26 protein-coding genes, 1 tRNA gene and 1 riboswitch are annotated in these 25,414 nt (G+C 69.8%); of the genes, 13 read left to right on the top strand and 14 right to left on the bottom strand.

The window, feature by feature from the left end; all coding sequences use genetic code 11:
- Nucleotides 1–2: 2 nt before the first annotated feature.
- On the top strand, nt 3–776 hold the full coding sequence (locus tag C3E78_RS06475; RefSeq protein ID WP_108577518.1) for a YaaA family protein: 774 nt from the start codon (nt 3–5) through the stop codon (nt 774–776).
- Between the two features lie 12 nt (nt 777–788).
- Here C3E78_RS06475 and C3E78_RS06470 read toward each other — a convergent pair whose 3' ends face one another.
- The 6 genes from C3E78_RS06470 to C3E78_RS06445 form a co-directional block, all read right to left on the bottom strand.
- Nucleotides 789–1,886, bottom strand: a complete 1,098-nt coding sequence (locus tag C3E78_RS06470) for a bifunctional RNase H/acid phosphatase (protein WP_108577517.1) — start codon at nt 1,884–1,886, stop codon at nt 789–791.
- Nucleotides 1,883–2,623, bottom strand: a complete 741-nt coding sequence (locus C3E78_RS06465; RefSeq protein ID WP_235833701.1) for a zinc ribbon domain-containing protein — start codon at nt 2,621–2,623, stop codon at nt 1,883–1,885. Before C3E78_RS06465 ends, C3E78_RS06470 begins: the two co-directional genes overlap by 4 nt.
- A gap of 2 nt (nt 2,624–2,625) precedes the next feature.
- Entirely contained in the window at nt 2,626–3,447 is an 822-nt protein-coding gene (locus C3E78_RS06460) for a Nif3-like dinuclear metal center hexameric protein (RefSeq protein ID WP_108577515.1), read from the bottom strand.
- A gap of 39 nt (nt 3,448–3,486) precedes the next feature.
- Nucleotides 3,487–4,497, bottom strand: coding sequence for an aldo/keto reductase family protein (locus C3E78_RS06455; protein ID WP_108577514.1), 1,011 nt, complete (start codon nt 4,495–4,497; stop codon nt 3,487–3,489).
- Between the two features lie 21 nt (nt 4,498–4,518).
- Nucleotides 4,519–6,618 carry a RecQ family ATP-dependent DNA helicase gene (locus tag C3E78_RS06450; RefSeq protein ID WP_108577513.1) on the bottom strand — a complete coding sequence of 700 codons (2,100 nt, stop codon included), beginning with the start codon at nt 6,616–6,618 and terminating at the stop codon, nt 4,519–4,521.
- 179 nt (nt 6,619–6,797) lie between these two features.
- A complete protein-coding gene (locus C3E78_RS06445; protein ID WP_108577512.1) occupies nt 6,798–7,574 on the bottom strand; it encodes a putative protein N(5)-glutamine methyltransferase in 777 nt (258 codons plus the stop codon).
- A 70-nt stretch (nt 7,575–7,644) separates the two neighbouring features.
- Here C3E78_RS06445 and C3E78_RS06440 point away from each other — a divergent pair, with 70 nt between their 5' ends.
- Nucleotides 7,645–8,049, top strand: coding sequence for a hypothetical protein (locus C3E78_RS06440; RefSeq protein WP_108577511.1), 405 nt, complete (start codon nt 7,645–7,647; stop codon nt 8,047–8,049).
- A 17-nt stretch (nt 8,050–8,066) separates the two neighbouring features.
- Here C3E78_RS06440 and C3E78_RS06435 read toward each other — a convergent pair whose 3' ends face one another.
- The gene (locus C3E78_RS06435) at nt 8,067–8,381 is read right to left on the bottom strand and encodes a DMT family transporter (RefSeq protein ID WP_108580787.1); all 315 of its coding nucleotides are present in this window, start codon (nt 8,379–8,381) and stop codon (nt 8,067–8,069) included.
- Nucleotides 8,382–8,393: 12 nt separating this feature from the next.
- Nucleotides 8,394–8,457, bottom strand: a riboswitch (guanidine-III (ykkC-III) riboswitch).
- Nucleotides 8,458–8,577: 120 nt separating this feature from the next.
- On the opposite strand from C3E78_RS06435, the gene C3E78_RS06430 reads away from it, so the two are divergent.
- Together C3E78_RS06430 and C3E78_RS06425 are read left to right on the top strand one after the other, a co-directional pair.
- Complete coding sequence (locus C3E78_RS06430) at nt 8,578–10,332, top strand: pyruvate dehydrogenase (RefSeq protein WP_108577510.1); 1,755 nt, start codon at nt 8,578–8,580, stop codon at nt 10,330–10,332.
- Nucleotides 10,329–11,000: a response regulator gene (locus tag C3E78_RS06425; protein ID WP_199906948.1), complete on the top strand. Its 672-nt coding sequence runs from the start codon at nt 10,329–10,331 to the stop codon at nt 10,998–11,000. Before C3E78_RS06430 ends, C3E78_RS06425 begins: the two co-directional genes overlap by 4 nt.
- A 12-nt stretch (nt 11,001–11,012) precedes the next feature.
- Here C3E78_RS06425 and C3E78_RS06420 read toward each other — a convergent pair whose 3' ends face one another.
- Nucleotides 11,013–11,399 (bottom strand): response regulator, encoded by a 387-nt coding sequence (locus tag C3E78_RS06420; RefSeq protein ID WP_108577509.1) that lies wholly within the window; start codon nt 11,397–11,399, stop codon nt 11,013–11,015.
- Nucleotides 11,400–11,483: 84 nt separating this feature from the next.
- On the opposite strand from C3E78_RS06420, the gene C3E78_RS06415 reads away from it, so the two are divergent.
- The 3 genes from C3E78_RS06415 (at nt 11,484) to C3E78_RS06405 (ending at nt 15,961) form a co-directional block, all read left to right on the top strand.
- The gene (locus C3E78_RS06415; protein WP_108577508.1) at nt 11,484–13,349 is read left to right on the top strand and encodes an ATP-binding protein; all 1,866 of its coding nucleotides are present in this window, start codon (nt 11,484–11,486) and stop codon (nt 13,347–13,349) included.
- A 134-nt stretch (nt 13,350–13,483) separates the two neighbouring features.
- Entirely contained in the window at nt 13,484–14,305 is an 822-nt protein-coding gene (locus C3E78_RS06410) for an alpha/beta fold hydrolase (RefSeq protein WP_108577507.1), read from the top strand.
- A 90-nt stretch (nt 14,306–14,395) separates the two neighbouring features.
- Nucleotides 14,396–15,961, top strand: a complete 1,566-nt coding sequence (locus C3E78_RS06405) for an MFS transporter (RefSeq protein ID WP_108577506.1) — start codon at nt 14,396–14,398, stop codon at nt 15,959–15,961.
- Nucleotides 15,962–16,016: 55 nt separating this feature from the next.
- Here the strand turns inward: C3E78_RS06405 and C3E78_RS06400 are convergent, their stop codons facing one another.
- Entirely contained in the window at nt 16,017–16,274 is a 258-nt protein-coding gene (locus tag C3E78_RS06400; protein WP_108577505.1) for a hypothetical protein, read from the bottom strand.
- 112 nt (nt 16,275–16,386) lie between these two features.
- Between C3E78_RS06400 and C3E78_RS18220 the strand changes: the two genes are divergently transcribed.
- Nucleotides 16,387–16,539, top strand: coding sequence for a hypothetical protein (locus C3E78_RS18220; protein WP_159085829.1), 153 nt, complete (start codon nt 16,387–16,389; stop codon nt 16,537–16,539).
- Between the two features lie 670 nt (nt 16,540–17,209).
- Nucleotides 17,210–17,476: a hypothetical protein gene (locus C3E78_RS18215; protein ID WP_135804857.1), complete on the top strand. Its 267-nt coding sequence runs from the start codon at nt 17,210–17,212 to the stop codon at nt 17,474–17,476.
- A gap of 89 nt (nt 17,477–17,565) precedes the next feature.
- Here the strand turns inward: C3E78_RS18215 and C3E78_RS06390 are convergent, their stop codons facing one another.
- The 4 genes from C3E78_RS06390 to C3E78_RS06375 all read right to left on the bottom strand — a co-directional run bounded on the left by C3E78_RS06390 (nt 17,566) and on the right by C3E78_RS06375 (nt 19,490).
- Nucleotides 17,566–17,784: a hypothetical protein gene (locus tag C3E78_RS06390; RefSeq protein ID WP_108577504.1), complete on the bottom strand. Its 219-nt coding sequence runs from the start codon at nt 17,782–17,784 to the stop codon at nt 17,566–17,568.
- A gap of 243 nt (nt 17,785–18,027) precedes the next feature.
- A tRNA-Val gene (locus tag C3E78_RS06385) sits at nt 18,028–18,101 on the bottom strand.
- Nucleotides 18,102–18,284: 183 nt separating this feature from the next.
- Nucleotides 18,285–18,746 (bottom strand): peroxiredoxin, encoded by a 462-nt coding sequence (locus tag C3E78_RS06380; RefSeq protein ID WP_108577503.1) that lies wholly within the window; start codon nt 18,744–18,746, stop codon nt 18,285–18,287.
- Between the two features lie 357 nt (nt 18,747–19,103).
- Complete coding sequence (locus C3E78_RS06375) at nt 19,104–19,490, bottom strand: DUF3052 domain-containing protein (RefSeq protein ID WP_108577502.1); 387 nt, start codon at nt 19,488–19,490, stop codon at nt 19,104–19,106.
- A gap of 126 nt (nt 19,491–19,616) precedes the next feature.
- Here C3E78_RS06375 and aceE point away from each other — a divergent pair, with 126 nt between their 5' ends.
- Together aceE and C3E78_RS06365 are read left to right on the top strand one after the other, a co-directional pair.
- The gene (gene aceE, locus C3E78_RS06370) at nt 19,617–22,373 is read left to right on the top strand and encodes a pyruvate dehydrogenase (acetyl-transferring), homodimeric type (protein WP_108577501.1); all 2,757 of its coding nucleotides are present in this window, start codon (nt 19,617–19,619) and stop codon (nt 22,371–22,373) included.
- A 48-nt stretch (nt 22,374–22,421) separates the two neighbouring features.
- Nucleotides 22,422–23,522, top strand: coding sequence for a phosphatase PAP2 family protein (locus C3E78_RS06365; protein ID WP_108580785.1), 1,101 nt, complete (start codon nt 22,422–22,424; stop codon nt 23,520–23,522).
- An 18-nt stretch (nt 23,523–23,540) separates the two neighbouring features.
- Here C3E78_RS06365 and C3E78_RS06360 read toward each other — a convergent pair whose 3' ends face one another.
- Nucleotides 23,541–24,488 (bottom strand): alpha/beta fold hydrolase, encoded by a 948-nt coding sequence (locus tag C3E78_RS06360; protein WP_108577500.1) that lies wholly within the window; start codon nt 24,486–24,488, stop codon nt 23,541–23,543.
- Nucleotides 24,489–24,573: 85 nt separating this feature from the next.
- Between C3E78_RS06360 and C3E78_RS06355 the strand changes: the two genes are divergently transcribed.
- Both C3E78_RS06355 and C3E78_RS06350 read left to right on the top strand, forming a co-directional pair.
- Nucleotides 24,574–24,894, top strand: a complete 321-nt coding sequence (locus C3E78_RS06355; protein ID WP_108577499.1) for an acyl carrier protein — start codon at nt 24,574–24,576, stop codon at nt 24,892–24,894.
- On the top strand, nt 24,891–25,406 hold the full coding sequence (locus C3E78_RS06350) for a hypothetical protein (RefSeq protein WP_108577498.1): 516 nt from the start codon (nt 24,891–24,893) through the stop codon (nt 25,404–25,406). The genes C3E78_RS06355 and C3E78_RS06350 overlap by 4 nt, the downstream gene beginning before the upstream one ends.
- Nucleotides 25,407–25,414 lie beyond the last annotated feature (8 nt).

Genomic DNA, 25,414 nt, shown 5'->3' with positions numbered 1-25,414 from the left:
ACGTGCTGATCCTGCTCCCGCCGTCCGAAGGCAAGACCCGGCCGGAGTCCGGGGCTCCGCTCGACCTCGAGACGCTCTCCTTCCCCGCGCTGACGCCGGTCCGCGAGGTGCTCCTGCGCAGCCTGGTGAAGCTGTGCAACGGCAACCCGCAGCGTGCCGCGGAGGTGCTGGGCCTCGGACCCACCCAGGCCTCGGCGATCACCGTGAACGCTGCGCTCACCGAGCAGCCGACGGCCCGGGCCGACGCCATCTACACCGGCGTCCTGTTCTCGGCACTCGACCTGCCCTCGCTCGAGGAGGACGCGCGCAAGCGGGCCGACGCGTCCATCGCGATCGCGAGCGCGTTGTTCGGCCTGGTGCGGCCCGACGACCTCATCCCCGCGTACCGGCTGTCGGGCACCGTGACCCTGCCGCGCCTGGGCACGGTCGCCGCGCGCTGGCGCACCACGCTCCCCCGCGTCATGCAGGACGAGGTCGGCGACGGCCTGCTGGTCGATCTGCGGTCGGGCACGTACACCGCGCTCGGCAAGCCCCCTGCGGACCTCGCCGACCGCACCGCGACCATGCGGGTGCTGCACGAGCACCAGGGCCGGCGCAAGGTGATCAGCCATTTCAACAAGGCGACCAAGGGCCACATCGTGCGCGGGCTCATGCAGTCCGGCGCCGACCCGCGGAGCATCGACGAGCTCCAGGGCGTCCTGCAGGACCTCGGCTGGACCGTCGAGCGGCACGGTGGGCGCCTCGACGTCGTCGTCGCCGAGGTCGCCACGAGCTGACGGCGCGCCCGCCTACGGGACGATGTTGAAGCCGCGCAGCGACGCGTTGCCGTCGGGCCACCACGCGACCGTGGTGACCGATGCGGGTGACAGCTCCATCTTGTAGATCGAGCTGAGCGGTGCCCCGAGGGCGTGGCGCACCAGCAGCTTGATCGGGGTCACGTGGGTGACCGCGACGACCGTCCTGCCCGGGTGTGCCGTGAGCAGGGCGTCGCGGGTCGCCGAGATGCGTCGATCGACCTGGCCGAACGACTCGCCGCCGGGGGGCGCCACGTCGGTCGAGGCCAGCCAGGCCGTCATCTCCTCGGGCCAGCGTTCCTGGATCTCGGCGAACGTGTAGCCGTCCCAGTCGCCGAACGACGTCTCCGTGAGGCCCGCGTCGACGGTCACGTCCAGGCCGAGGTCACGGCCGATCACGGCTGCGGTCTCCCGGGTGCGGCGCAACGGCGACGTGACGATCGCGTCGACCGGACCCCGTTCGGCGATCCAGGCTGCTGCCCGGTCGGCCTGCTGCCGACCGGTCTCGGTGAGTCCGTGGTCCTCCCCCGTGCTGCCGGAGAACGCCTTGCGCTCGGTGGCGGACGTGACGCCGTGGCGGACGAGCACGAGGGTCGTCGGACTGCCGCCGGCCGCCGACCACCCGGTGGCGGGGGTCGACCTGGGCGTGGACTGGGCCGTGCCGCCGACCAGGCCGGAGCCGCCGTCGCGCTCGTCGTCGAGCGCGGCATTGGCCAGGGCGTCGGCGTCCTTGTTCCGCTCGCGCGGCACCCACGTCCACGTCACGTCCGGCGGCAGGAGCCGCCGGGCCTTCTCGGCCAGCGGGATCATGTCCGCGTGCTTGATCTTCCAGCGGCCCGCCATCTGCTCGATGACGAGCTTGGAGTCCATCCTGACCTCGAGCCGCACGTCGGGCGTGTGCTCACGGTAGAGCTCGAGCCCGGCGATCAGGCCGGAGTACTCCGCGACGTTGTTCGTCGCCCGGCCGATCGTCTCGCCGCGCTGCGCAACCACGACACCGGTGTCGGCGTCACGGATCAGCGCCCCGTACGACGCCGGGCCGGGGTTGCCGCGCGAGCCGCCGTCGGCCTCGAGGATGACCCGATCGGTCACAGGCCGGATTCGGGCGTACGCACCAGGATGCGGCTGCACTCGGGGCAGCGCAGCACGTCGTCCTCGGGCGCAGCCGCGAGCTCGCGCAGGTCGGCGCCGTTGAGCTCGAGCCGGCAGCCCTCGCAGCGACGCGCGCGCAGGGCGGCGGCGCCCGTGCCGTACTGGCCACGCAGCTTGTCGTAGAGGGTGATGAGGTCGGCCGGGATGCCGTCGGCGATCGAGCCGCGCTCGGCCTGGGCGTCGGACGCCTGCTGGTCGATGACCTCGATCGCGGCGTCGCGCGCGGAGACCTGCTCGGCCAGCTCGGCCTTCAGGCTGTCGAGATCTCCCTGGACCGAGGCGAGCCCGGTCTGGGCGTCCTCGAGCTTCTCCATGACCTCGAGCTCCTCGTCCTCCAGGGTCGAGATGCGGCGCTCGAGCGCGACCAGCTCGCGCTGCAGGCTCTCGAGGTCCTTCGGGTTCTTGACGGCTCCGGAGTTGAGGCGCTCCTCGTCACGGGTGCGTCGGGTCCTGACCTGCTCGACCTCGGCGTCGGCCTTCTTCTGCGCGCGGCTCAGGTCCGAGACCTGCGTGTCGAGCTCGATGCGCGTGCCGTCGACGTCCTTGATCTGGGCCTCGAGCTCGGTGATGCGGGCGAGCTCGGGGAGGGTGTTCCTGCGGTGCTGGAGCTGGCTGAGGATCGCGTCCGTGGACTGCAGCTCGAGCAGCGCGGCCTGGGCGGTGGGGTCGGCTTTCACCCTCACACCGTACCCGGCACGAAGGCGGTCCATGGATCGGTCACTGTCATGGAGACCCTGACCTCCACTCCGGACAGGCGTTCCAGGAGCGCTGCGGCGGCGACCGGCAGCCAGGTCCACTCCGCCGACCAGTGCGGCACGTCCACCACCGCGCACGGGTCGGGCTGCTCGAGGTGCTCGCTGACGGGGTGGTGCCGCAGGTCGGACGTCACGTAGACGTCGGCACCCTGCGCCTGGGCGGTCCCGAGCAGGAAGTCCCCCGATCCGCCACACAGGGCGACCGTCCGCACCGTGCGGCCGGGATCCCCCGCGACCCGCACGGCGCTGTGGTGCGAGGGCAGACTGCGTGCCACGTGCTCGGAGAACGCGGTCAACGTCATGGGGGTCTCGAGCACGCCGATGCGTCCGCTGCCCCGGTCGGGCTGTGCGTCGTCGGTGTCCGGCTCCAGGGGGCGGACGTCGGTCAGCCCCAGCGCGAACGCCATCGACTCCGACACGCCGAGCCGGGGACTGTCGGCATTCGTGTGGCACGTGTGGAGCGCGACGCCGTTCGTGATGAGGGTGTGGACGACCCGGCCCTTGGGGGACGTCGCGGCGACGGACGTCACACCCTTGAGCCACAGCGGGTGGTGCGTCACGAGGAGGTCCGCCCCCCACGCCACGGCCTCGTCGACCACGGCGGAGACCGGGTCGACCGCGAGCAGCACCCGGGTGACCTTGGCGGCGGGGTCACCCGCGACGGTGCCGACCGCGTCCCAGTCGTCGGCCCACGCGGGGTCGTAGAGATCGTCCAGGACAGCGACGACGTCGCGCAGGGTGGGCATGGCCGCACTCTATCGAGCAGCCCGCCGCCGCCGAGCAGATCAGGTCGGGCGCGTGTCCGGCGTCTGTCGCGCGGTGTACGACGGGTCGCGGACGACCACGTCCCCGAGCGCGTCGTCGATCGCGGCCATCACGTCGTCGCCGAGCACCACACCGGACGCCTTGGCGTTGTCGGTGACCTGCTCGGGGCGGGACGCGCCGATGATCGCCGCGGCGATGTTGGGCCGGCGCAGCACCCAGGCCACGGCGAGCTGCGCCATGCTGAGATCGGCGGCGTCCGCGATGGGCTGGAGCCGCTGCACGGCCTCGAGCACGTCGTCGCGCATCCAGCGGCTGATGTTGTCCGAGCCGCCGCGGGTGTCGGTGGCACGCGAGCCCTCGGGCACGGCCTGACCCGGCTTGTACTTGCCGGTCAGCACGCCCTGCGCGATCGGCGACCAGACGATCTGGCTCAGCCCGAGCTCCTCGCTCGTGGGCACCACCTCGTCCTCGATGACCCGCCACAGCATCGAGTACTGCGGCTGGCTCGAGATGAGCGAGAACCCGAGATGGTGGGCCAGCTCCTGTCCCTCGCGGATCTGGTCGGCGGTCCACTCCGAGACGCCGATGTAGAGCGCCTTGCCGGCCCGGACGACGTCGGCGAACGCCTGCATCGTCTCCTCGATCGGCGTCTCGACGTCGTAGCGGTGCGCCTGGTAGAGGTCGACGTAGTCGGTCTGCAGACGCGTGAGCGAGCCGTTGATCGACTCCATGATGTGCTTGCGCGACAGGCCCGAGTCGTTGGGGCCGCCGGGGCCGGTGGACCAGTAGACCTTGGTCAGGATCTCCAGGGACTCACGGCGCTGACCCGCCAGCGCGCGGCCGAGCACCGACTCGGCCTTCGTGTTGGCGTAGACGTCGGCGGTGTCGAAGGTCGTGATGCCCTCCTCGAGCGCCTGTCGCACACAGGCGGCCGCGGCATCCTCCTCGACCTGCGATCCGTGGGTCAGCCAGTTGCCGTACGCGATCTCCGAGATCTTGAGTCCGCTGTTGCCAAGGTATCGATGGTCCATGCTGCCAACGTACCGCCGATGTCAGGCGACCACCGCGAGAGCGAGCGGCAGCACCGCCCCGGCCCCCGCCCGTCGCAGCTCACGCGCCGCGACGGTCAGCGTCCAGCGGCTGTCGACCCGGTCGTCGATCAGCAGCACCGGCTTGCCGCCGAGGTCGTGCAGGCCCTCCGCGAGCGCCGGCCCGACCGCGAACGTCCCCCACACGTCGGCGAGGCGGTACGCGCTGTTGCCGCCCGGTCCCCCGCGCGGCTCGGGACCCACCTGGTCGAGCGAGCCGAGGTCGGTGAGCCGGCCGATGCGGGCGATGCCGCGGGCGAGCGAGTCGACCAGCTGGGGCCGCGACCGCGACGGGATGCTCACGACGGCGGCGGGACGCTCGTCCCAGCCCCAGTCCTTCAGCACCCGTACGCAGGCGCCGAGCAGCTCGTCGGTGACCGGACCGTCCGGCGCACCGGCAGCGAACAGCTCGCGCAGCACGTTGCCCCAGCCGAGATCGGTCAGTCGGGCGACGGCGCGTCCGGGCTCGGCGCGGTCGTCCGGCGGGATCTTGCCCTTGGCCTCGACGCCGAGGCGCTCAGCGCCTGACGGCCACTGGGCCCGCGGCTCGATCTCGACGCCGACCTTGTCGAGCGTGCTGGACGCGGCCTGGGTGGCCTCGGCGTCGATGCCGGTCGGGTACCAGGGCGTCGTGCAGTTGTCGCAGCGCCCGCACGGCGAGGCCGTCGGGTCGTCGAGGTCGCGCTGCAGCATCTCCATGCGGCAGGTCGTGTCGTGCTCGTAGGTCAGCATCGACTGCTGCTCGGCCGCGCGGGCCTGGGCGATGCGCTCGTAGCGCTCGCGGTCGTACGTCCACGGGACGCCGGTCGCGACCCACCCGCCCTGCACGCGGCGGACCGCCCCGTCGACGTCCAGCACCTTCAGCAGCAGCTCCAACGGCGAGCGGCGCAGGTTGACCCGGGCCTCCAGCGCCGGCGTGGACAGGGTCTCGTCGCCCAGCGCGTCGATCACGGCCGCGGCCCGCTCCTCGCTCGGCATCGAGGACGTGGCGAAGTAGGTCCAGATGTCCCGGTCCTCGCGGCCGGGCAGCAGCAGGACGTCGGCGTTGTCGGTGGCACGGCCGGCGCGGCCGACCTGCTGGTAGTAGGCCACCGGCGAGGACGGCGCCCCGAGGTGGATGACGAAGCCGAGGTCGGGCTTGTCGAAGCCCATGCCGAGCGCGCTGGTGGCGACGAGCGCCTTGATCTCGTTGTCCTTGAGCTGGCGCTCGAGCTCCTCGCGCTGCTCGGGGTCGGTGCGACCGGTGTAGGCGCGGACCGCGTGCCCGCCCTCGCGCAGTAGCCGTGCCGTGTCCTCGGCGTTCGAGACGGTCAGTGCGTAGATGATGCCGCTGCCGGGCAGCTCCGCCAGGTGGCTGAGTAGCCAGCCCAGCCGGTCGCGGGCGCCGGGCAGCTCGAGGACGCCCAGGCGCAGCGACGTGCGCGCCAGCGACCCGCGGATCGTCAGCACCTCCCCCTCCGCCCCCAGCTGCTCGGCGACGTCGGTCACCACCCGGGCGTTGGCCGTCGCGGTCGTCGCGAGCACCGGCAGGTCGTCCGGCAGCTTGGCGATCAGCTCGGCCAGCCGCCGGTAGTCGGGCCGGAAGTCGTGACCCCAGTCGGAGATGCAGTGGGCCTCGTCGACGACCAGCATGCCCATGCGGTCGACGAGGGCGGGCAGCTGCTCGTCGCGGAAGCGCGGGTTGTTGAGCCGTTCGGGCGAGACCAGCAGGATGTCGACCTCGTCGGCCGCCAGCTTGGCGCGCGTCTCCTCCCACTCGTGCGGGTTGGCGGAGTTGATCGCCACCGCCCGCACGCCGGCCCGGGCGGCCGCGGCGACCTGGTCGCGCATCAGGGCGAGCAGCGGCGACACCAGGAGCGTCGGGCCGGCCCCCCGCTGGCGCAGCAGCAGCGTGGAGATGAAGTAGACCGCGGACTTGCCCCAGCCCGTGCGCTGCACGACCAGCGCGCGCCGGTGACCGTCGACGAGGGCCTCGATCGCCTCGAGCTGCCCGTCGTGGAAGACCGCGTCGTCACGCCCGGTCAGGCGTCGCAGAGCGGTCGTGGCGTCGGCTTCAGTGGTCATTCGGCCATCGTGTCAGGCGGCTACGACACGGCCCCCGGCGGCGCAGTTTCCCAGGAGAACCCCCGGAACTTCGACCGCCCGGAGATCACCCCGAAAACCGTCACGTCACCCCTGGCGCGACCGGGGACACGCGACGGTTTCCCAGGTTCTCCTGGGAAACCGGCACCGGGGGCGGGGCGTCAGGACGCGGCGGCGTGGCCGATGACCGCGGTCCCGTCGACGGCCGGGTCGGTGACGATCCGCGGGACGAGACCCGCGTCGCGCATCGCCCGGGCGGTCAGCTCGGCCTGTCTCCCGCTCGTCTCGATCACGAGGTGGCCGCCGGGCGACAGCCACCCGGCGGCGTCCGCGGCGACGCGCCGGTGCAGGGCCACGCCGTCCGCTCCCCCGTCCAGCGCCACCCTCGGCTCGTGCTCGCGCGCCTCGGGTGGCATCGTCGGGATGGCGGCGGTGGGCACGTACGGCGCATTGACCGCGACGAGGTCGACGCCTCCGCGGAGCGTCCCCGGGAGTGCGGCGAACAGGTCGCCCTCATGGACCGTCCCGCCGAGCGGCTCGAGGTTCCGACGAGCGCACCGCACGGCCGCGGGGTCGATGTCCGAGGCGTGCAGCTGCAGCCCGTCCACCCGGTGGTGCAGCGCGAGCCCCACGGCACCGGAGCCGCAGCACAGGTCGACCGCGACGCCACCGGGCTCGAGCAGGCGGACCCCCTGGTCGACGAGCACCCCGGTGCGGGTCCGCGGCACGAAGACGCCGGGTTCCACGACCACCCGGTGACCGTAGAAATCGGCCCAGCCCACGATGACCTCGATCGGCTCCCCCGCCACCCGGCGACGAAGCATCGACTCCAGCTCGAGCGAGGTCGCGGCGGAGTCCCTGAGCAGCGCGGCCTCGTCCTCGGCGAAGACGCTCCCGGCGGCCCGCAGGCGCGCGACCACGCCCGGCTCGTCGACCATGACGACATCGTGTCAGACGTGTGCGGCGCGATCCCTTGTCCGCCGCCGTGAGCGTGGGCCAGAGTGAGGCATGGCCCGGTGGACGCGTCGTGGACGGCTGGCAGCCGGTGCGGTCCTGCTCGTCCTGCTCACCGCGTGCTCGGCGGACGAGGACAAGGACGAGGGCAACCGGACGTACCAGGACGAGCACCTCGTCTGCGACCACGACTTCTCCTCCGACGACGACAAGGACACCGTCGAGCGGATCGGCGGGCTGGTGACGGACGACTTCGTCGTCAAGCTCACCGAGAGCACGCGGCTCGGGGTCGTGGCCCTCGTCGAGGGTGACACGCGCAAGGCGTTCGACGAGCTCCACGAGGCGTACGGGGTGGCCGTCGTGGCGCGGCTCGAGGAGGACGGCGCGCGGACGGTCTCGGGACTCGGCCAGGTCCGCGAGCTCGTCGCCGCCGCGTGCGGTGAGCCCGGAAGGGGCTGACCGTGACCGAGCCGTCCTCAGTGTGCGAGCTTCAGCCCCACGACGCAGGTGACGATGCCGGCGAGCAGCAGGATCTTCACCAGGCTCACGGTCTCCTGCCCCGTCGCCATCGCGGCGCAGACGGTGACCGTGGCGCCGATCCCGACCCACACCGCGTACGCCGTGCCGGTCGGCAGGTCACGCATCGCGACCGCGAGGCCGACCATGCTGAGCACCAGCCCCACACCGAACACCACGGTGGGGGTGAGACGACTCAGCCCGTCGGAACGGCCGAGGGCGGTGGCCCACACACCCTCGAGGAGACCCGAGACGATCAGAACGGCCCATGCCATGACGAAAACCTCCACGCGCCGTCTTGTCGCTGGCCGGGTACGGCGCACCTCGTCCGGGTGCCTGTGGTGGCTTTCCCATTCTCTCACCTGCCCGTCACGCGGTGCAGATGCCGACCTCTTGCAGAGCGACCCATACTGATAGCGCGGACGTTCGGGTCCGGCACGGAGGAGACGACATGACGAAGGAATCACAGCGATGAGCTCCAGCACCGTCGCCACACAGCTGGTGGACTACCTGGTCGAGGCCGGGGTCCGGCGGATCTACGGGATCGTCGGGGACAGCCTGAACCCGGTCGTCGACGCGGTCCGTCGCACGGGCGGATCGGCCAAGGGCGGGATCGACTGGATCCACGTCCGCCACGAGGAGGCGGCAGCGTTCGCCGCCTCGGCCGACGCCCAGCTGACCGGGGAGCTCGCCGTCTGTGCGGGATCGTGCGGACCGGGCAACCTGCACCTGATCAACGGGCTCTACGACGCGCACCGCTCCGGGGCCCCGGTCGTGGCGATCGCCTCGCACATCCCCAGCAACGAGATCGGCTCGGGATACTTCCAGGAGACCCACCCCGACCGCGTGTTCGGTGAGTGCTCGGCGTTCAACGAGCTGGTCCTCACCGCGGAGCAGGCGCCCCGGATGTTCCGCGGCGCGATCCGCTCGGCGACCAGCGGCCACGGCGTCTCCGTCATCACCCTGCCCGGCGACATCGCGGAGCTGCCCGCGGCGGGCGGGCACGTCCCGCTGCTGCTGCCCGACCCGGCGACGGTCGTGCCCGACCAGGCGTCCGTCGAGCGCCTGGCCGAGGCGATCAACCGGGCGGAGCGCGTCGCGATCTTCGCCGGCTTCGGGGTGCGCGGCGCCCACGACGAGGTCATCGCCCTCGCCGAGCAGATCGGGGCGCCCATCGGCCACAGCCTGCGCGGCAAGGAGTTCATCCAGTACGACAACCCGTACGACGTGGGCATGACCGGCCTGCTGGGCTACGGCGCCGCCCACGCCGGGATGCACGACGCGGACCTGCTCGTGATGCTCGGCACCGACTTCCCCTACTCGCAGTTCCTCCCCGACGACGTCACCACGGCTCAGGTCGACGTGGACGCCAGCGTCATCGGACGTCGCACGCACGTCGACGTGCCCGTCCACGGCGACGTGGGGGCGACGCTCCGGGCGCTCTCGCCGCTCGTGAAGCGCAAGGACGACCGCCGCTTCCTCGACAGGTGGCTCGCCAAGCACGACAAGATGATGCACCGGGTCGTCGGCGCCTACACGCGCTCGGCCGACACGCTCGTGCCGATCCACCCGGAGTACGCGGCGTCGATCCTCGACGAGGTCGCCGACGACGACGCGATCTTCACGACCGACACCGGCATGTGCAACGTGTGGACGGCCCGATACATCAACCCCACCGGCAAGCGCCGCTTCATCGCCTCGATGCTCCACGGGTCGATGGCGAATGCGCTGCCCCACGCGATCGGTGCCCAGGTCGCCCATCCGGGCCGCCAGGTGGTGTCGATCTCCGGCGACGGCGGCCTCTCGATGCTGCTGTCGGAGCTGCTGACCGTGGCGATGTACCGACTGCCGGTGAAGATCGTCCTGTTCGACAACTCCACGCTCGGGATGGTCAAGGCCGAGATGCTGGTCGACGGGCTTCCCGACTTCGGCGTCGACGTCCCACCGGTCGACTACACCGCGATCGCCGCGGCCGCGGGGATCCACGCCCGGCGGGTCGAGGACCCCAGCACGATCAAGCAGGCCCTGGAGGAGGCGTTCGCCGTCGACGGTCCCGCGCTCGTGCAGCTCGTCACCGACCCGATGGCGCTCTCCATCCCGCCGACGGTCACCGGCGAGCAGGTCCGGGGCTTCGCGATGGCCCTGAGCAAGGTCGTGCTCAACGGCGGGGTCGGCGAGGCGTTGCAGATGGCCCGGTCCAACCTGCGCAACGTGCCGCGGCCGTGACGGGCACCGACGAGGCGCCCCTCCAGGTGGTGGTGGCCGACGACGACGTGCTGCTCCGTGAGGGGCTCGCGAGCCTGCTGACCCGCTCGGGGTTCGACGTCATCGGCCAGGCCGGGGACGCCGACAGCCTCATGACGATGGTCCGGAAGGAACCGCCGCGACTGGCGATCATCGACATCCGGATGCCGCCCACCCACTCGGCCGAGGGCCTCGACGCGGCGCTGCAGATCCGGCGCGAGCTCCCGGACGTCGCGATGCTGCTGCTCTCGGCCCACGTCGAGGTCGAGCACGCGTTGGAGCTGCTCGACGGGGGCCGCGGGATCGGCTACCTGCTCAAGAGCCGGGTCACCGATGTCGCGGAGTTCGTCGACACGGTCTCGCGGGTCGCCGAGGGCGCGTCGATCATCGACCCGGCCCTCATCCAGGAGCTGGTGTCGGCGCGACGCCGCACCGATCCCCTGGAGGCGCTGAGCGCGCGCGAGCGGGAGGTGCTGATCCTGATGACCGAGGGACTGTCGAACGCCGGCATCGGCCGCCGGCTGTGGATCACCGAGGGCACCGTCGAGAAGCACGTGCGGAACATCCTGTCCAAGCTGGACCTGGCCGAGACCCCCGACGACCATCGCCGTGTCCGGGCCGTGATCACGTACCTCGACGCCACGAGCTGAGCACCCGATGACTCACGCGCACTGGCGACCGCGGGCGACGGTCTGCGCGATGAGCTCCGCGGAGATCTCGAACTTCTGGAGGAAGCCCATGGCCGAGCTCGCCTCGACCATCTCGGCGAAGTCGTCGCGGTCGTGCGTGGAGATCAGGAGGACGGCGGGCGGTCGCGCCGGATGCAGGTCGTGCAGGGCCTCGACGACGTCGAAGCCGCTCTCACCGCCGAGATCGATGTCGACCAGGATCACGTCCGGCTCGTGCGCGGCGGCCGCCTCGACGGCCGTGTCGAGCGTCGACGCCGTCGCCACCACCGTCATGCCGGCGGCCTCCAGCATGTCGCGCAGTGCCGCGCAGAACGTGGGGCTGTCGTCCACGATGAGGCACCGGTGCTCGGTCAAGGTCATTGCTTCAGGTTCGCAGATGGCGAGCGCCGAGACATTCCCGCTAGCGGCACCTTCCGTGCGATCCGGCGACGAACGGGGCACACCATGGCGGCGCTGAACCCCGACGAGGTGGCCGAGAACGACCGCCCAGGGCGGCGCGACCGTTTGGTCGCCGCGATCCTGCGACCCACCACGCCACCGTTGACCTGGGGCGTGGCCACGGCGATCGCGCTGATCGCTCTCGAGATCCTCATCGTCCACCTGCTCACCCGCGTCGCACCCGACAGCCAGTTCGGCGCGCTGTTCCTCCTTGGCGTCCTCGTGATCTCGGCGGGCTGGGACTTCGGCCTCGCCGTCGCGACCTCTGTCGCCAGTGCCATCGCCTATGCGTACGTCCACGTCCTGGAGAACAGCGACAGTCTCGTCCCCGCGGTCATGGTCTTCACGCTGCTGGCCCTGCTGACCAACGTGCTGGTCGGCCAGTCGCGCCTTCGCGCGGCGGAGTCGGAGCAACGTCGGCGGGAGGCAGACCTGCTGGCGGTCCTGGCCCGGACGATGCTCCGCGAGGCGAGCTCGTCACAGATGCTCGCCTCCGCGAGCGCCAGGCTCTCCAGGGTGCTCGAGCTGCCCGCGCCGCACGCGGTGCTGGGCCCGGCGGAGGCCACCGCCAGCCCGGGCCAGCGACTCATCGTGCTGCGCGACGGCGAGACGCCCGTTGGCTCCCTGCTGGTCCCGCGGGAGCTCAGCTCGACGGACTCACGACGCATCCGTCGCGTGGTCCCGGCGCTGGAGGCGTTGCTGGCCGCTGCCCGCGATCGCGAGACCCTCCACCAGCAGAGCGTCACCCTGGCCCGGCAGCAGGCCGCCCTGCGTCGCATCGCCACGCTGGTGGCGCTCCGGGTGGACCTGGGCGACCTGTACGACGCCGTCGCCACCGAGATCGCCGACGGCATCGGCGCCGAGCACGTCGCGGTCGTCGCGTTCGACAGCGACGACCAGCAGTACACGGTCCTGGCCGTCCGTGACGACATCGCCCACGACGGCCGACTCCTCGTGCCGGGCGAACGCATCGCCTTCGGGGGCCACAACGTCTGCACCCTCGTCCGCGACACCGGGGCCCCAGCCGTCGTCGACTACCGGACCGCCACCGGACCGGTCCCCCGGCGGCTGAGGAACCGCGGTTTCCTCCTGGGCATGGGGGTGCCGATCACGATCGAGGAACGGGTCTGGGGCACCGTCGTCGTGGGTGTCACGCACGCGTCCCCGGCTCCCGACCTGCAGGCCCGGTTGACCGACTTCGCCGAGCTCGTCGCGACCGCCGTCCACAACAGCGTGACGCGGGCCCAGCTCACGGAGTCGCGCGCCCGCGTCGTCGCCGCTGCCGACCAGGCACGCCGGACGATCGAGCGGGACCTGCACGACGGGGCGCAGCAGCGCATCGTCTCCCTCGGGCTGGACCTGCGCGCGACCCAGGCGGCCGTGCCGGCGGACCTCACCGAGCTGCGGACGCGGCTCGACCGCAGCGTCGACGCCCTCTCGCAGATCCACGCCGACCTGCAGGAGCTGTCCCGCGGCATCCATCCGGCGATCCTCTCGCGCGGTGGTCTGGCGGCCGCGCTGAAGACACTCGCCCGCCGGTCCCCCGTCCCGGTCTCGCTGACCATCAGCATCCCCGCCCGCCTGCCCGACCCGGTCGAGGTCGCCGCGTACTACGCGGTCACCGAGGCGCTCACGAACGCTGCGAAGTACGCCCACGCCACGGAGGTGACGATCTCGGCCGTGACGCACGAGGACGTCCTGGAGCTGGACGTGCGCGACGACGGCATCGGGGGCGCGCGTCCAGGTGGGGGGTCCGGGCTCCTCGGCCTGCAGGACCGCATCGACGTCGTGGGCGGGACCCTGACCATCTCGAGCCCGCCAGAGGTCGGCACGACCCTGACGATCCGCATCCCCTACAGCCCGCGGACCTGACGGACCACCCGGCTAGCCGGTAACGCGACCCACCGGCCACCGACCCCTCGGATTGACCGCCAGCAGCGTCGACACACGGCCGGCAGGCGACAAGTGTGGGTGTCACACCCCGACACACCACCTGAGGAGTCACCATGCCGTACATCACCACCACCGACGGGACCGAGATCTACTACACCGAGCAGGGCGCGGGTCAGCCCGTCCTGCTGAGCCACGGCTGGCCGTTGTCGTCCGACGCCTGGCAGGTCGAGCTCAAGCTCCTCGCCGATGCCGGCTACCGGGCCATCGCCCACGACCGCCGCGGGCACGGACGGTCCTCCAAGACGTACGAGGGCAACGACATGGACACGTACGCCAGCGATCTCGCGCAGCTCGTGGAGGCGCTCGACCTGCGGGACCTCGTGCTCATCGGTCACTCGACCGGCGGCGGCGAGGTCGTCCGCTACGCCGCCCAGTACGGCGGCGACCGGGTCGCCAAGATCATCACCGCCGGCGCCGTACCGCCGATCATGGTGAAGTCGGACGCCAACCCCGAGGGGACCCCGATCGAGGCGTTCAACGCGATCCGCGACGGCGTCCTGAACGACCGCTCGCAGTTCTACAAGGAGCTGTCGGACCCGTTCTTCGGCGCCAACCGCGACGGCGCGAAGGTCTCGCAGGGCGCGAAGGACGACTTTTGGCGCCAAGGAATGCTCGTGAACCTCGCGGCCGCCTTCGACTGCGTCAAGGCGTTCTCCGAGACCGACTTCACCGAGGACCTCAAGGCGTTGAACGTGCCGATCATGATCGCGCAGGGCGACGACGACCAGATCGTCCCGATAGCCGCCGCCGCGCAGAAGTCGATCGACCTGGTCAAGGACGGCCGCCTGGTCGTCTACCCGGGTGCCCCGCACGGCATCTACGGCGACTACCAGAAGTCGCTCGACGGCGACATCCTCGCCTTCATCGCCGAGTAGCTCGCACATGGCATGACGCGGAACCCTGGGTGGGCGGCGCCTCCGCACGCGTCGCCCGCCCACGCCGACCCACCGAGGGAAGAACGTGACATGAACGCCTGGGCGCCCTTGCACAACCGGGTCTACCGGATGCTGTTCATCGCACAGCTGATCTCGAACATCGGGCTGTGGATGCAGACCGTCGGCGCGCAGTGGTTCCTCGTGGAGCATCGCAGCGGTACCGCCGTGGTCGCGCTGGTCCAGACCGCGAGCCTGCTTCCCAGCCTGCTCCTCGCCCTCCCCGCCGGGGGGCTCGCCGACGTGCTGGACCGCCGGCGGCTGTTGATCGCGGCCAGCACGTACACGGTGCTCGCGGCCGGTGCGACCTCCGTCCTCGCGTTCACGGATCTCCTGAACCCGGCCCTGCTGCTGGCCATGACCTTCCTCCTGGGTTGCGGGTCGGCGCTCACGGCACCCGCATGGCAGGCGATCCAGCCCGAGCTCGTCCCGAAGGAGCAGATCCCCGCGGCCTCGGCCCTGGGAAGCGTCACCATCAACGCGGCCCGTGCCGTCGGACCCGCGATCGCCGGCGTGATCGTCGCCACCGCCGGTCCCGCAGCGGTCTTCGCCATCAACACGCTGGGATTCCTCGTCATGACCGGCGCGCTGCTGAGGTGGCGGCGTCCGGCCGACGACCGAGGGATCGACCGCGAACGGTTCGGTCGGTCGATGGTCAACGGACTGCACTACGTCCGGTCGGCGCTGATCGTGCGCCGGATCATGCTGCGGTCGGCACTGTTCGCCCTGCCCGCCTCGGCCCTGTGGGCGCTGCTGCCGGTGGCCTCGTCCGAGCACCTGCACTACGGGGCCGCGGGGTACGGGGTGGTGCTCGGCCTCCTCGGCGCGGGTGCCATCGGTGGGGTGACGCTGTCCCCGCAGGCGCGCAAGAGGCTCTCGCCCAACGGCATCCTCGTCGCGTCGACGATCGCCTACGCGGTTGGGCTCGTCGCAGTGGCGCTGCTGCCCGCGTGGGCTGTCCTGCCGCTGCTCCTGGTCGCCGGAGCGGCCTGGATCTGGACCCTGACGACCCTCAACGCGTCGATCCAGCTCTCCCTCGCTCCCTGGGTGCGCGCCCGAGGCATGTCGGTCTACATCCTGGTCTTCATGGGCAGCCAGGCCGTCGGATCGTTCCTGTGGGGGCTCCTCGCCTCGCACCTGGGCCTCACGCAGGCGCTCCTGATCTCGGCGGCAATGCTCGCCGTCGTCGCCGCGAGCGTCCGGAGCCTGCCCCTGCTCGCCGCGACCGGCACCCTGCCGCGGGGGGTCTCGACGGCCTGGCCGACCCCGACGCTCGTCTTCGACCCCGAGCCCGACGACGGTCCCGTCACCATCGTCAACACCTTCCACGTCCGCCCCGGCGAGATGGAGCAGTTCGAGCAGGCGATGGCCGCGGTGGGCAGGGCCCGTCGCCGGACCGGCGGGTACTCGTGGGGCCTCTACCGCGACGGGTCCGACCAGAACGTCCGGGTGGAGCAGTTCACCGTGCCGTCGTGGAGCGAGTTCCAGCGTCAGCGCCGGGAGCGCTGGACCGAGTCCGACCACGACCTGTTCGCAGCCGCCGTGACCCACGCCGAGGACGGACCGACAGAACCGGAACGACGCCTGTTCGCCCTGTGAGGACGGCGTCCGTCCCAGCAGTGTCAGCTGCTTTGTGCCGATGCGCGTCCGGCGGTCAGTCCGGGACCGAGTCTTCGTCCTCAGGCACGTAGTCCGGGTGCTGACGGAGCCACTCGCGGGCGTCGTTGTCCTCGCCGGTCCTGATCCATCCCTTGACGAACAGGTGCTGGAACCAGTTGCCGACCGCAAGGATGATCACGCCGGCGATCATCGCCCAGCGTCCGGTCACCGCGAAGTACGCCGCTGCGACGAACAAGGTCGCGACCGACACCGGGTAGAAGAATGCGCTCTGACGAACGAGGTACGACAGCACTCGCCGATCCTATGAAAGACCGGTGGCGAAGAGGGCACATTCGTACGGTGGGCGAAGAGGGACTCGAACCTCCGACCTTCCGGGTGCACAACGGAGGCTCTAGCCCAACTGAGTGATTCGCCCTGAAGCAACCTTCCTCGGCGCATTTGAAGCGACTATCGCGCTTCTCACCGGCGTGCTGCAGACCAACGACAACGGCACCATCTCCTATGCGGAGCTGAACCGCTTCAGGCGTGAGCACGGGCAGCCCGCTCTGCTCGCCTGACGATCTTGACCTCGCTGGGCCTGGCCTGCTGCGGGGACGCAGTGTGATCGGTGCACTCTGCGGTTTCGACCGCTGCGAGGATCTGCGCCATCGCCACGAGAATGCCATGATGCAAACGAAAAGCGCGACGACGGGACCCGCATGCAGACACTCAGTTGGCACCTACGCCAACGTTCTAACCGCTGGGCGGATCGGCGTTTACTTTGCCTTGTCCGGACTCGCCAGGCTGGTCGCGTGGGCGTTGGAAATTAGCAAGATGGGGGCAATTTGCCTTGCTGGGACTGCACTCGTCGCGGTCGACGTAGCCATATGGTTAAGGAACAACCCGACACGAAAGCAAATTGAGCGACGAAGGCTGAAGAACGCAGATGAAGCAGTTCGGCCGGACGAGTGAAGCGCTTGGAAGTATCTCAGTAGTCCGCTCGGCATTGCCCGGCTACCGCAAGCGCAACCGGATCGCGGCGAGATGCCACACGCGCGCAGGCAGCGGGGTTGACTGCTGGCGGATGAGACGAACGCTGGGACCAGAGCGATGCCCGACAGGACTGGCGCGATCAGCCAACACACCCGAGCGCACCCCTGATCAGCGCTGTGCGTCGGCAAAGAATCGGCCTGCACGGGTGAGTGATCGAAGCACGCAGGCGGTCTGCCCGGTGACACCATGGGGTGCATGACAACGGAGCTGCGCATTCTCTCTGACCTGGGCGGCTGGCTCCCGCTATGGAATGAGGATGGTCCGACCCAGCCCTCAGATTGGCCGACTCTGAGCCCGTCCGTCATCTCTCGACTGGTGGCCTATAACGACTGGTGCCTCGCGCCCATCCCGAAGAACCCGCTCAAGCGACGTCGAGAAAGGCGCACCTGGGCGCTCGAACTCGCCGCCTTGGCGTCAGCCGTGCAGGCAGAACTGGGTGACAAATTTACAGTCGATTGCTGACGCCTCTGTGGCCGTCGGCAGACCAGGGGGCGGGAAGGGCATCGTGCCAGCACTGCCTACTGAGCGCGTTTACTGTGACCGTACTTATGTCACTGGTGAACTGACACGGCGAAGAGGGCCCCGAACATCAGCGTGGACGCACCGTAAAACATGACGCCCTTCGTGCTTCCATCGATGAGCGCCTCGATGAGCAGCGCTACCTCAAGTGATCCGAACAAAGCAAATACGATCAATTGGAACTTGATCCACCCTCGGCTGCGGAACTTCGGGCCGTTCTCCAGCCCAAACAAGTCGTAGAGTTTCGTCACGCGGTCATCCTGTCACCGAAGTCCGACCAGCGGAGTCCTTCACCAATACGTGATGCGACTCCCGGCCAATCCTGAGCCCACTGGCGCTCGGAGTCGCCGCGCTTTGGTCGAGCCGACGGTCAATGACAGCCGCGTTGCCGTGTCCGTGCAGGCGGTCGAATCGTTTGGTCGCGACGCCGAAAACGGGCTGGCGACCGGTACGCTTGCCGAGGGAATCACCGACATTTCGGCGAATTCGTACGGTGGGCGAAGAGGGACTCGAACCCCCGACCTTCCGGGTGTAAACCGGATGCTCTAACCAACTGAGCTATTCGCCCTCAGGACCTGCGGAACACTACCGCAGACGCGGGTGCGGGCCGCCATCCGTGGGGGCCGCCGCCACGCAAAGCGGCGGCTGCCAAGGTCTCGGGTCCCTGGCAGCCGCAGCACGCTCATCATGGTGCATCCGCGCAGCCGGCCGCAGCCGATTTGCAAGATTTCAGGTTAGTGGGACGTTCGCCTCAAGACAGGTCGGCGAGGGCCTTGCGATATGCACCCAGGTCGCGGGCGTCGCCGATGCCGTTGACGACCTGCCAGCGCAGGACTCCCTCGCGGTCGATGACGAACGTTCCCCGGTTCGGCGCACCCGCGCCGTCGTTGAACGTGCCGTACGCACGCGAGACGTCGCCGTGCGGCCAGAAGTCGCTCAGGATCGGGAACTCGTAGCCGTCACGGTCCGCGAACGCCCGGTTGGAGAAGAAGTGGTCGCACGAGACCGCGAGCACCTCGGCATTGTCGGTCTCGAACGCGCTGAGGTTGTCACGGATCTCGCACAGCTCACCCGTGCAGATGCCGCTGAACGCGAACGGGAAGAACACCAGGACGACGTTCTTGTCGCCGCGGAACGACGACAAAGTGACGTCCTCACCGTGCTGGCTCTTGAGGGTGAAGTCGGGGGCGGGTTCGCCGATCGTGAGAGTCATGGCGCCAGCGTACGAGAGGTGGGGTGGGCGGGCTCGGTGAGTGTCGGGGGTCGGGTCTCCCGGGGTCGGGTTCGCCCCTGGGGTCGCTCGAGCCTTCTTTCTCACCACGCCTCGCGCTGACGCCTTCGGCGTGTCACGCTCACGCTTCGCTGGCGCGCTTCCGGGTCGGGCGAGCCTTCTTTCTCACCACGCCTCGCGCTGACGCCTTCGGCGTGTGACGCTCACGCTTCGCTGGCGCGCTTCGACGCTCGGGCGCAGAGCGCCCTCGGTCTCAGCGCCTCGCGCTGACGCCTTCGGCGTGTGACGCTCACGCTTCGCTGGCGCGCTTCGACGCTCGGGCGCAGAGCGCCCTCGGTCTCAGCGCTTATGCGCGGTGAGTCGGGTGGCGGCCCAGTCCGCGGTCGCCGACGACGTCGTCGTCACCGACAGCCCAGCGATCTCCGCCGCCTCGACGACGTCAGCGCCCGGGACGTAGTTGTCCCGGCCCACCTTCGGCGTCAGCAGCCACACCGAGCCACCCTCGATCAGGTCCTGCAGTGAGTCGACGAGCGCATCGGTCAGATCACCGTCGCCATCACGCCACCAAAGGACCACACCTTCGACATCCTCGCCGTGCTCGCCGTCCACCAGGTTGTTGCCGGTGTGACGCTCGATCTCGACCCGGAGCTCCTCGTCGACGTCCTCATCCCAACCAAGTTCCTGGATGACGGTGTCAGGTTCGAACCCCAGCTTGCCCGCGTCCACCGGTATGTCTCCTCAAATTCGATGAAAACCTACTCGGAAGTAGGTTGATCAGCAGCGTTGCCGGTATCACAGTAGCGAACCCGGAGTGGAATGATGGACACGTCCACAAGACATCTGGGAGAGAACATGCCGCAATCCGGTCAAGAACGTCCGACAGTCATCCACGAGGGTCTTCCGACCCAACTGCCCGACATCGACCCCGATGAGACGGCCGAGTGGTTGAGCTCCCTCGACGAGATGGTCGACAGTCGCGGCCGCAGCCGCGCGCGCTACGTGATGCTGAAGCTCCTCGAGCGCGCTCGCGAGCAGAACGTGGGAGTCCCCGCGCTGCGCAGCACCGACTACATCAACACCATCCCCCCGGAGCGCGAGCCGTGGTTCCCGGGCAACGAGGCGATCGAGCGCCGCATCCGCGCGTTCATCCGCTGGAACGCCGCCGTCATGGTGTCGCGTGCGAACCGTCCCGGCCTCGGCGTCGGCGGTCACATCGCGTCGTACCAGTCCGCCGCCAGCCTGTACGAAGTCGGTTTCAACCACTTCTTCCGCGGCAAGGACCACCCCGGCGGCGGTGACCAGATCTACTTCCAGGGCCACGCGGCTCCCGGTATCTACGCCCGCTCGTTCCTCGAGGGCGGGCTCAGCGAGACGCAGCTCGACCGGTTCCGCCAGGAGCACTCGCACGGCGCCGGCAACGGCCTGTCGTCGTACCCGCACCCGCGACTCATGCAGGACTACTGGGAGTTCCCCACGGTCTCGATGGGTCTCGGCGCGATCAACGCGATCTACCAGGCGCGGTTCAACCGCTACCTGCACAACCGTGGCATCAAGGACACCAGCCAGCAGCACGTCTGGGCGTTCCTCGGTGACGGCGAGATGGGTGAGGTCGAGTCGCTCGGCGCGATCGGCGTCGCCGCCCGCGAGGAGCTCGACAACCTCACGTTCGTCGTCAACTGCAACCTGCAGCAGCTCGACGGACCGGTGCGCGGCAACGGCAAGATCATCCAGGAGCTGGAGTCCACGTTCCGTGGCGCCGGCTGGAACGTCATCAAGGTCGTCTGGGGACGCGAGTGGGACGACCTGCTCGCCCGCGACACCGACGGCGTGCTCGTCAACCAGATGAACCGCACCCCCGACGGCGAGTTCCAGACGCTCTCGGTCGAGACCGGCGCGTACAACCGCGAGAACTTCTTCGGTCCCGATCCCCGGCTGCGCAAGATGGTCGAGCACCTGTCCGACGAGGACATCGAGCGTCTCCCCCGCGGTGGCCACGACTACCGCAAGGTCTACGCCGCCTTCGAGGCCGCGCAGAAGCACACCGGTCAGCCGACCGTCATCCTGGCGCACACCGTCAAGGGCTGGCTGCTGGAGTCCTTCGCCGGACGCAACGCGACCCACCAGATGAAGAAGCTCACCAAGGACGACCTCAAGGGCTTCCGCGACCGCCTCAACATCCCGGTCACCGACGAGCAGATCGACGGGAGCGACATCGCGCCGTTCTACCACCCGGGCGAGGACAGCGAAGAGATCCAGTACATGAAGGCGCGTCGGGAGTCGCTGGGCGGCTCGCTGCCCAAGCGCATCGTGAACCCGACGACGGTCAAGCTGCCGGACCCGGCGGTCTACGAGGAGCTCAAGAAGGGCTCGGGCAAGCAGCAGATCGCCACGACGATGGCATTCGTCCGGCTGCTGCGCGATCTCATGAAGGATCCGGAGATCGGACGTCGCATCGTCCCGATCGCACCCGACGAGTACCGCACGTTCGGCATGGACTCGATGTTCCCGTCGGCCAAGATCTACAACCCGGCCGGCCAGACGTACGAGTCGGTCGACCGCAAGTTGCTGCTGGCGTACAAGGAGTCGGCCCAGGGCCAGCTGCTGCACGAAGGCATCAGCGAGGCCGGCGCCATGGCGTCGGCGATCGCGGCCGGCAGCTCGTACTCCACGCACGGCGAGCCGATGATCCCGGTCTACCTCTTCTACTCGATGTTCGGCTTCCAGCGGACCGCCGACTCGATCTGGGCGATGGCCGACCAGCTGGCGCGCGGCTTCCTGATCGGCGCCACCGCCGGCCGGACGACGCTCACCGGCGAGGGCCTGCAGCACGCCGACGGGCACTCCCCGCTCATCGCGCAGACGAACCCTGCGGTCGTCCACTACGACCCGGCGTTCAGCTTCGAGATCAGCCACATCGTCAAGGCCGGCCTCGAGCGGATGTACGGCACGACGGACGCGCACCCGCACGGCGAGGACATCATCTACTACCTCACCGTCTACAACGAGGCGTTCAACCAGCCCGCCGAGCCCGCTGACGTCGACGTCGAGGGGCTCCTCAAGGGCGCGTACATCTACAAGAAGGCCTCCGAGGGCAACGTCACGGCGCGCATCATGGCCTCCGGCGTCGCCGTGCCGTGGGCGCTCAAGGCGCAGGAGATCCTCGCGGAGGACTACGGCGTCGCCGCCGACGTCTGGTCGGTGACCTCCTGGAACGAGCTGGCCCGCGACGCGGTGTCGGCCGAGAAGTGGAACCTCAACCACCCGGGCGAGTACAGCCGTGTCCCGTACATCACGTCGCGGCTCATGGACACGTCCGCGGTGACCGTCGCGGTCAGCGACTACATGCGCGCCGTGCCCGACCAGATCGCCCGCTGGGTCCCCGGACCGTGGCAGTCGCTCGGCACGGACGGGTTCGGCTTCGCCGACACCCGGGCGGCCGCACGGCGCACGTTCCAGGTCGACACGGAGTCGATCGTGGTCGGCGTCCTGCAGAGCCTGGCCCAGCAGGGATCGGTCCGTTCCGAGACGGTCCGTGAGGCTTTCGCCAAGTTCCGCATCGACGATCCGACCGCGGTCGCAGGGGTCGAGCAGGTCGGCGGCGACGCCTGAGACGGGGTTCGCAGCGGGCTCTCAGCATGGACGTTTAAGATGACGTCCATGCTCCGTTGGCCTGCTGCGTTCCTCCGCTGGCCGTACGCGTTCGCGTTCTGCCTCTCACTCGTGGTGGGCCTCGTGACCATCTACTACTCGCAGCACCTGGATGTGGGCCTGAAGGACCCCGAGGGCTTCCTCGGACCGGCCTACATCCGCCTGCCGATGATCGGCCTGCTGATCTTCGCGGTCGCGATCCTGCCGCAGTCGATCTACCGCTACGGGTTCAGGAACGCGTTCTCCGGCGTCAAGACGATCGTGCGTGACGAGTGGAGCCTGCACCGGGTGCTGCACGTCGCGACCGGCATGATCTCGTTCTACATCTGCTACGTCAGCTACCGGAACCTGAAGAGCTACCTGCCGCTCCTGACGGGCAACTCGCTCCACGACCGGCAGCTGCTCGAGCTCGACCACTGGATGTTCTTCGGGAACAACCCGGCCACGGTCCTGCACGACCTCCTGGGCACGACGATCGCCGCCCAGGTGCTGGCGGTGCTGTACGTGCTGTACCTCCCCGTCGTCCCGATCACGGTCGGTGCGGTGCTGGTGCTGCACCGCGACTTCACGGTCGGCGCCTGGTACGCCACGGCGGTCAGCCTCAACTGGGTGCTCGGCGTGGTCAGCTACTACAGCCTGCCGACGCTCGGCCCGGCGTTCTACGAGCCGCAACGCTTCGCGGACCTCCCCGACAACGGGGCCACGCAGCTGCAGATGTCCCTGCTGCGCGGTGCGTTCGGGTTCAAGGAGGACCCGCAGGGCGACAAGATCTACGGCATCGCGGGCTTCGCCTCGCTCCACGTGTCGGTCGTCTTCACGCTGGCCCTGTTCCTGCACTTCGCCGGCATCGCCCGGGCCGTCCGGTACACGGCCTGGATCTACCTGGGCTTCACCGTGCTGGCGACGCTCTACCTCGGCTGGCACTACATCGCGGACGACATCGGCGGTCTGGTCATCGGCGGCGTGGCGGTCTGGATCGGCGCACTGGTCACCGGCAACACCCGCCGGCAGAGACGCAAGAGGTCGGCCACCGCGCACGAAGACGGCGACCCGGCCCCGACGACGGTCGCACCCGACGACGCACCTGCAGCCGTCACCACGAAGCCCTGACGGGTCGTACGACCGAGGTCAGCCGGTTGCGGGGGCGACGCCCTCGGGGGTGACGCTCTCGAGCTCGTACTGGTTGCCACGACGCAGCACGGCCCTCCACCGTCCGCGGTGGTAGTGCGCCGGCTCGTGGTGGTCGATGAACTCCGTCACCAGGCGGGCGAACTGCTCGGGATGGTCCTTGTGCGGGAAGTGCCCGGAGTCCTCGAGGACGTGCACGTCGGACACGTCCGTGGGCGCGAGATCTGCGTGCGCCGACGGGATGACCATGTCGTCGCGCCCCCAGACGACCAGCACGGGCATCAACCGCGCCAGATAGCTGCGATCGGTCATCGTGACGAACTGGCCGCGCCAGTTGAGGACGTGGCTGGTGACGCGCTGCACCGCCCGGCGCTGAGCCGGGTCGGCGAGCGCCTCGTAGATCCCGGCCACCTCGTCGAGGTCACGGGTCGCCCGCATTGGCAGCCGGGCGAGCGTACGCATCGCAGTGCTCACCAGGGGGCGGAGCGGCCCGAGGGTCGCGGCACCGATGGCCAGGCCGCTGCCCGGGACGGTCAGCAGACGGATGAGCGGGGTGACCTCCTTGCCGAGGCCGCCCGTGGACACCAGGACGACCCGCTCGGTGCGTTCGGGGAACTGGTACGCGAACTGCATCGCGACCCCTCCCCCGAAGCTGTGACCGACGACCGTGACCTTGTCGATGCCCAGCACCGTGAGCAGGTCCCGCATGCCGTTCGCGTAGGCGCCCAGCGAGTAGTCGGCGTCGGGCTTGTCGGACTCGCCGTGGCCCAGCAGGTCCGGCGCGATCACGGTGTACCGCTCGGCCAGCGCAGGCATGACGGGCGCCCAGGTCGACGAGTCGCAGCCGAGGCCGTGCAGCAGCAGGAGCACCGGGCCGGAGCCGCAGATGCGGTACGCCCGACGATAGCCGTGCACCAGGACGTGCTGGACGTCCTCGACGCTCTCCATCACGCCAGTCTAGGCGCGTGACGTACGGCCGGTACGGCGAACGACCAGGGCGTGACGCGTCGCACGACGCCGATAGACTGGCCGGGTGTCGTCGTCGTCCGCAGTTCTCGAGCAGCTGACCGACATCTTGGTCCGTGTGCTGGGCTGTCCGCCCGACTCCGTGACGCCCGACGCGGTCCTGAAGGACCTGGGCACCGACTCGCTGACCATCGTCGAGGTGGGCGAGGAGCTGGGCCGTCGCTTCGGGCTCTACCTCTCCGACGACACGATCGACTCCATGGTCACCGTGCAGGACGCCATCGACGCCGTCGTCCGGCATGATGGCTCTCAACCGCCCCTCGACGCACCGACCGTGCCGTCGTCGTGGCGAACACTCCACCGCCGAGCAACGAGGTATGAGACGTGACCCCTGATGAGCGCGAGCGCCGCGGGAACCCCGCATGGTTCGCCACCCGATTCGCGCTGACCGGTCTGTTCATCGGTGGCGTCCTGGGCATCGGAGGCGCCGCACTGGTGAGCGCCAGCGGCATCGGCACGGTCAAGCTGCCGCCGATCACCGCGTCGGCCACCCCGGAGCCCACCAAGGCCCCCAAGCCGAAGCCCTCCCCGAAGCCGACGTCGCCCGAGGAGGCGCCGAAGCCCACGATCGAGGCCTCCGGCACGCGCGTCTCGCCGGGTGAGCGCTTCTACCTGTCCGGCGCGTTCCCCGACAGCGACGCGGGCCAGAACCTCCAGGTCCAGGTCCGCGACGTCGGCGGCGACAAGGAGTGGGACGACTTCCCGATCCAGACCACCACCCGGGACGGCGGCGAGTTCCGGACCGAGCTCTACACGTCCCGCACCGGTGGGCGCGAGTTCCGGGTCAAGAACACCGTCACCGGACTGTCCACGCCCCTGGTCGAGGTCGAGATCGGCTGACGCCGTAC

The organism is Aeromicrobium chenweiae (assembly GCF_003065605.1).
In the GTDB taxonomy this organism is placed as follows: Bacteria; Actinomycetota; Actinomycetes; order Propionibacteriales; family Nocardioidaceae; genus Aeromicrobium; species Aeromicrobium chenweiae.
This window is presented reverse-complemented; position numbering and strand designations above follow the sequence as displayed.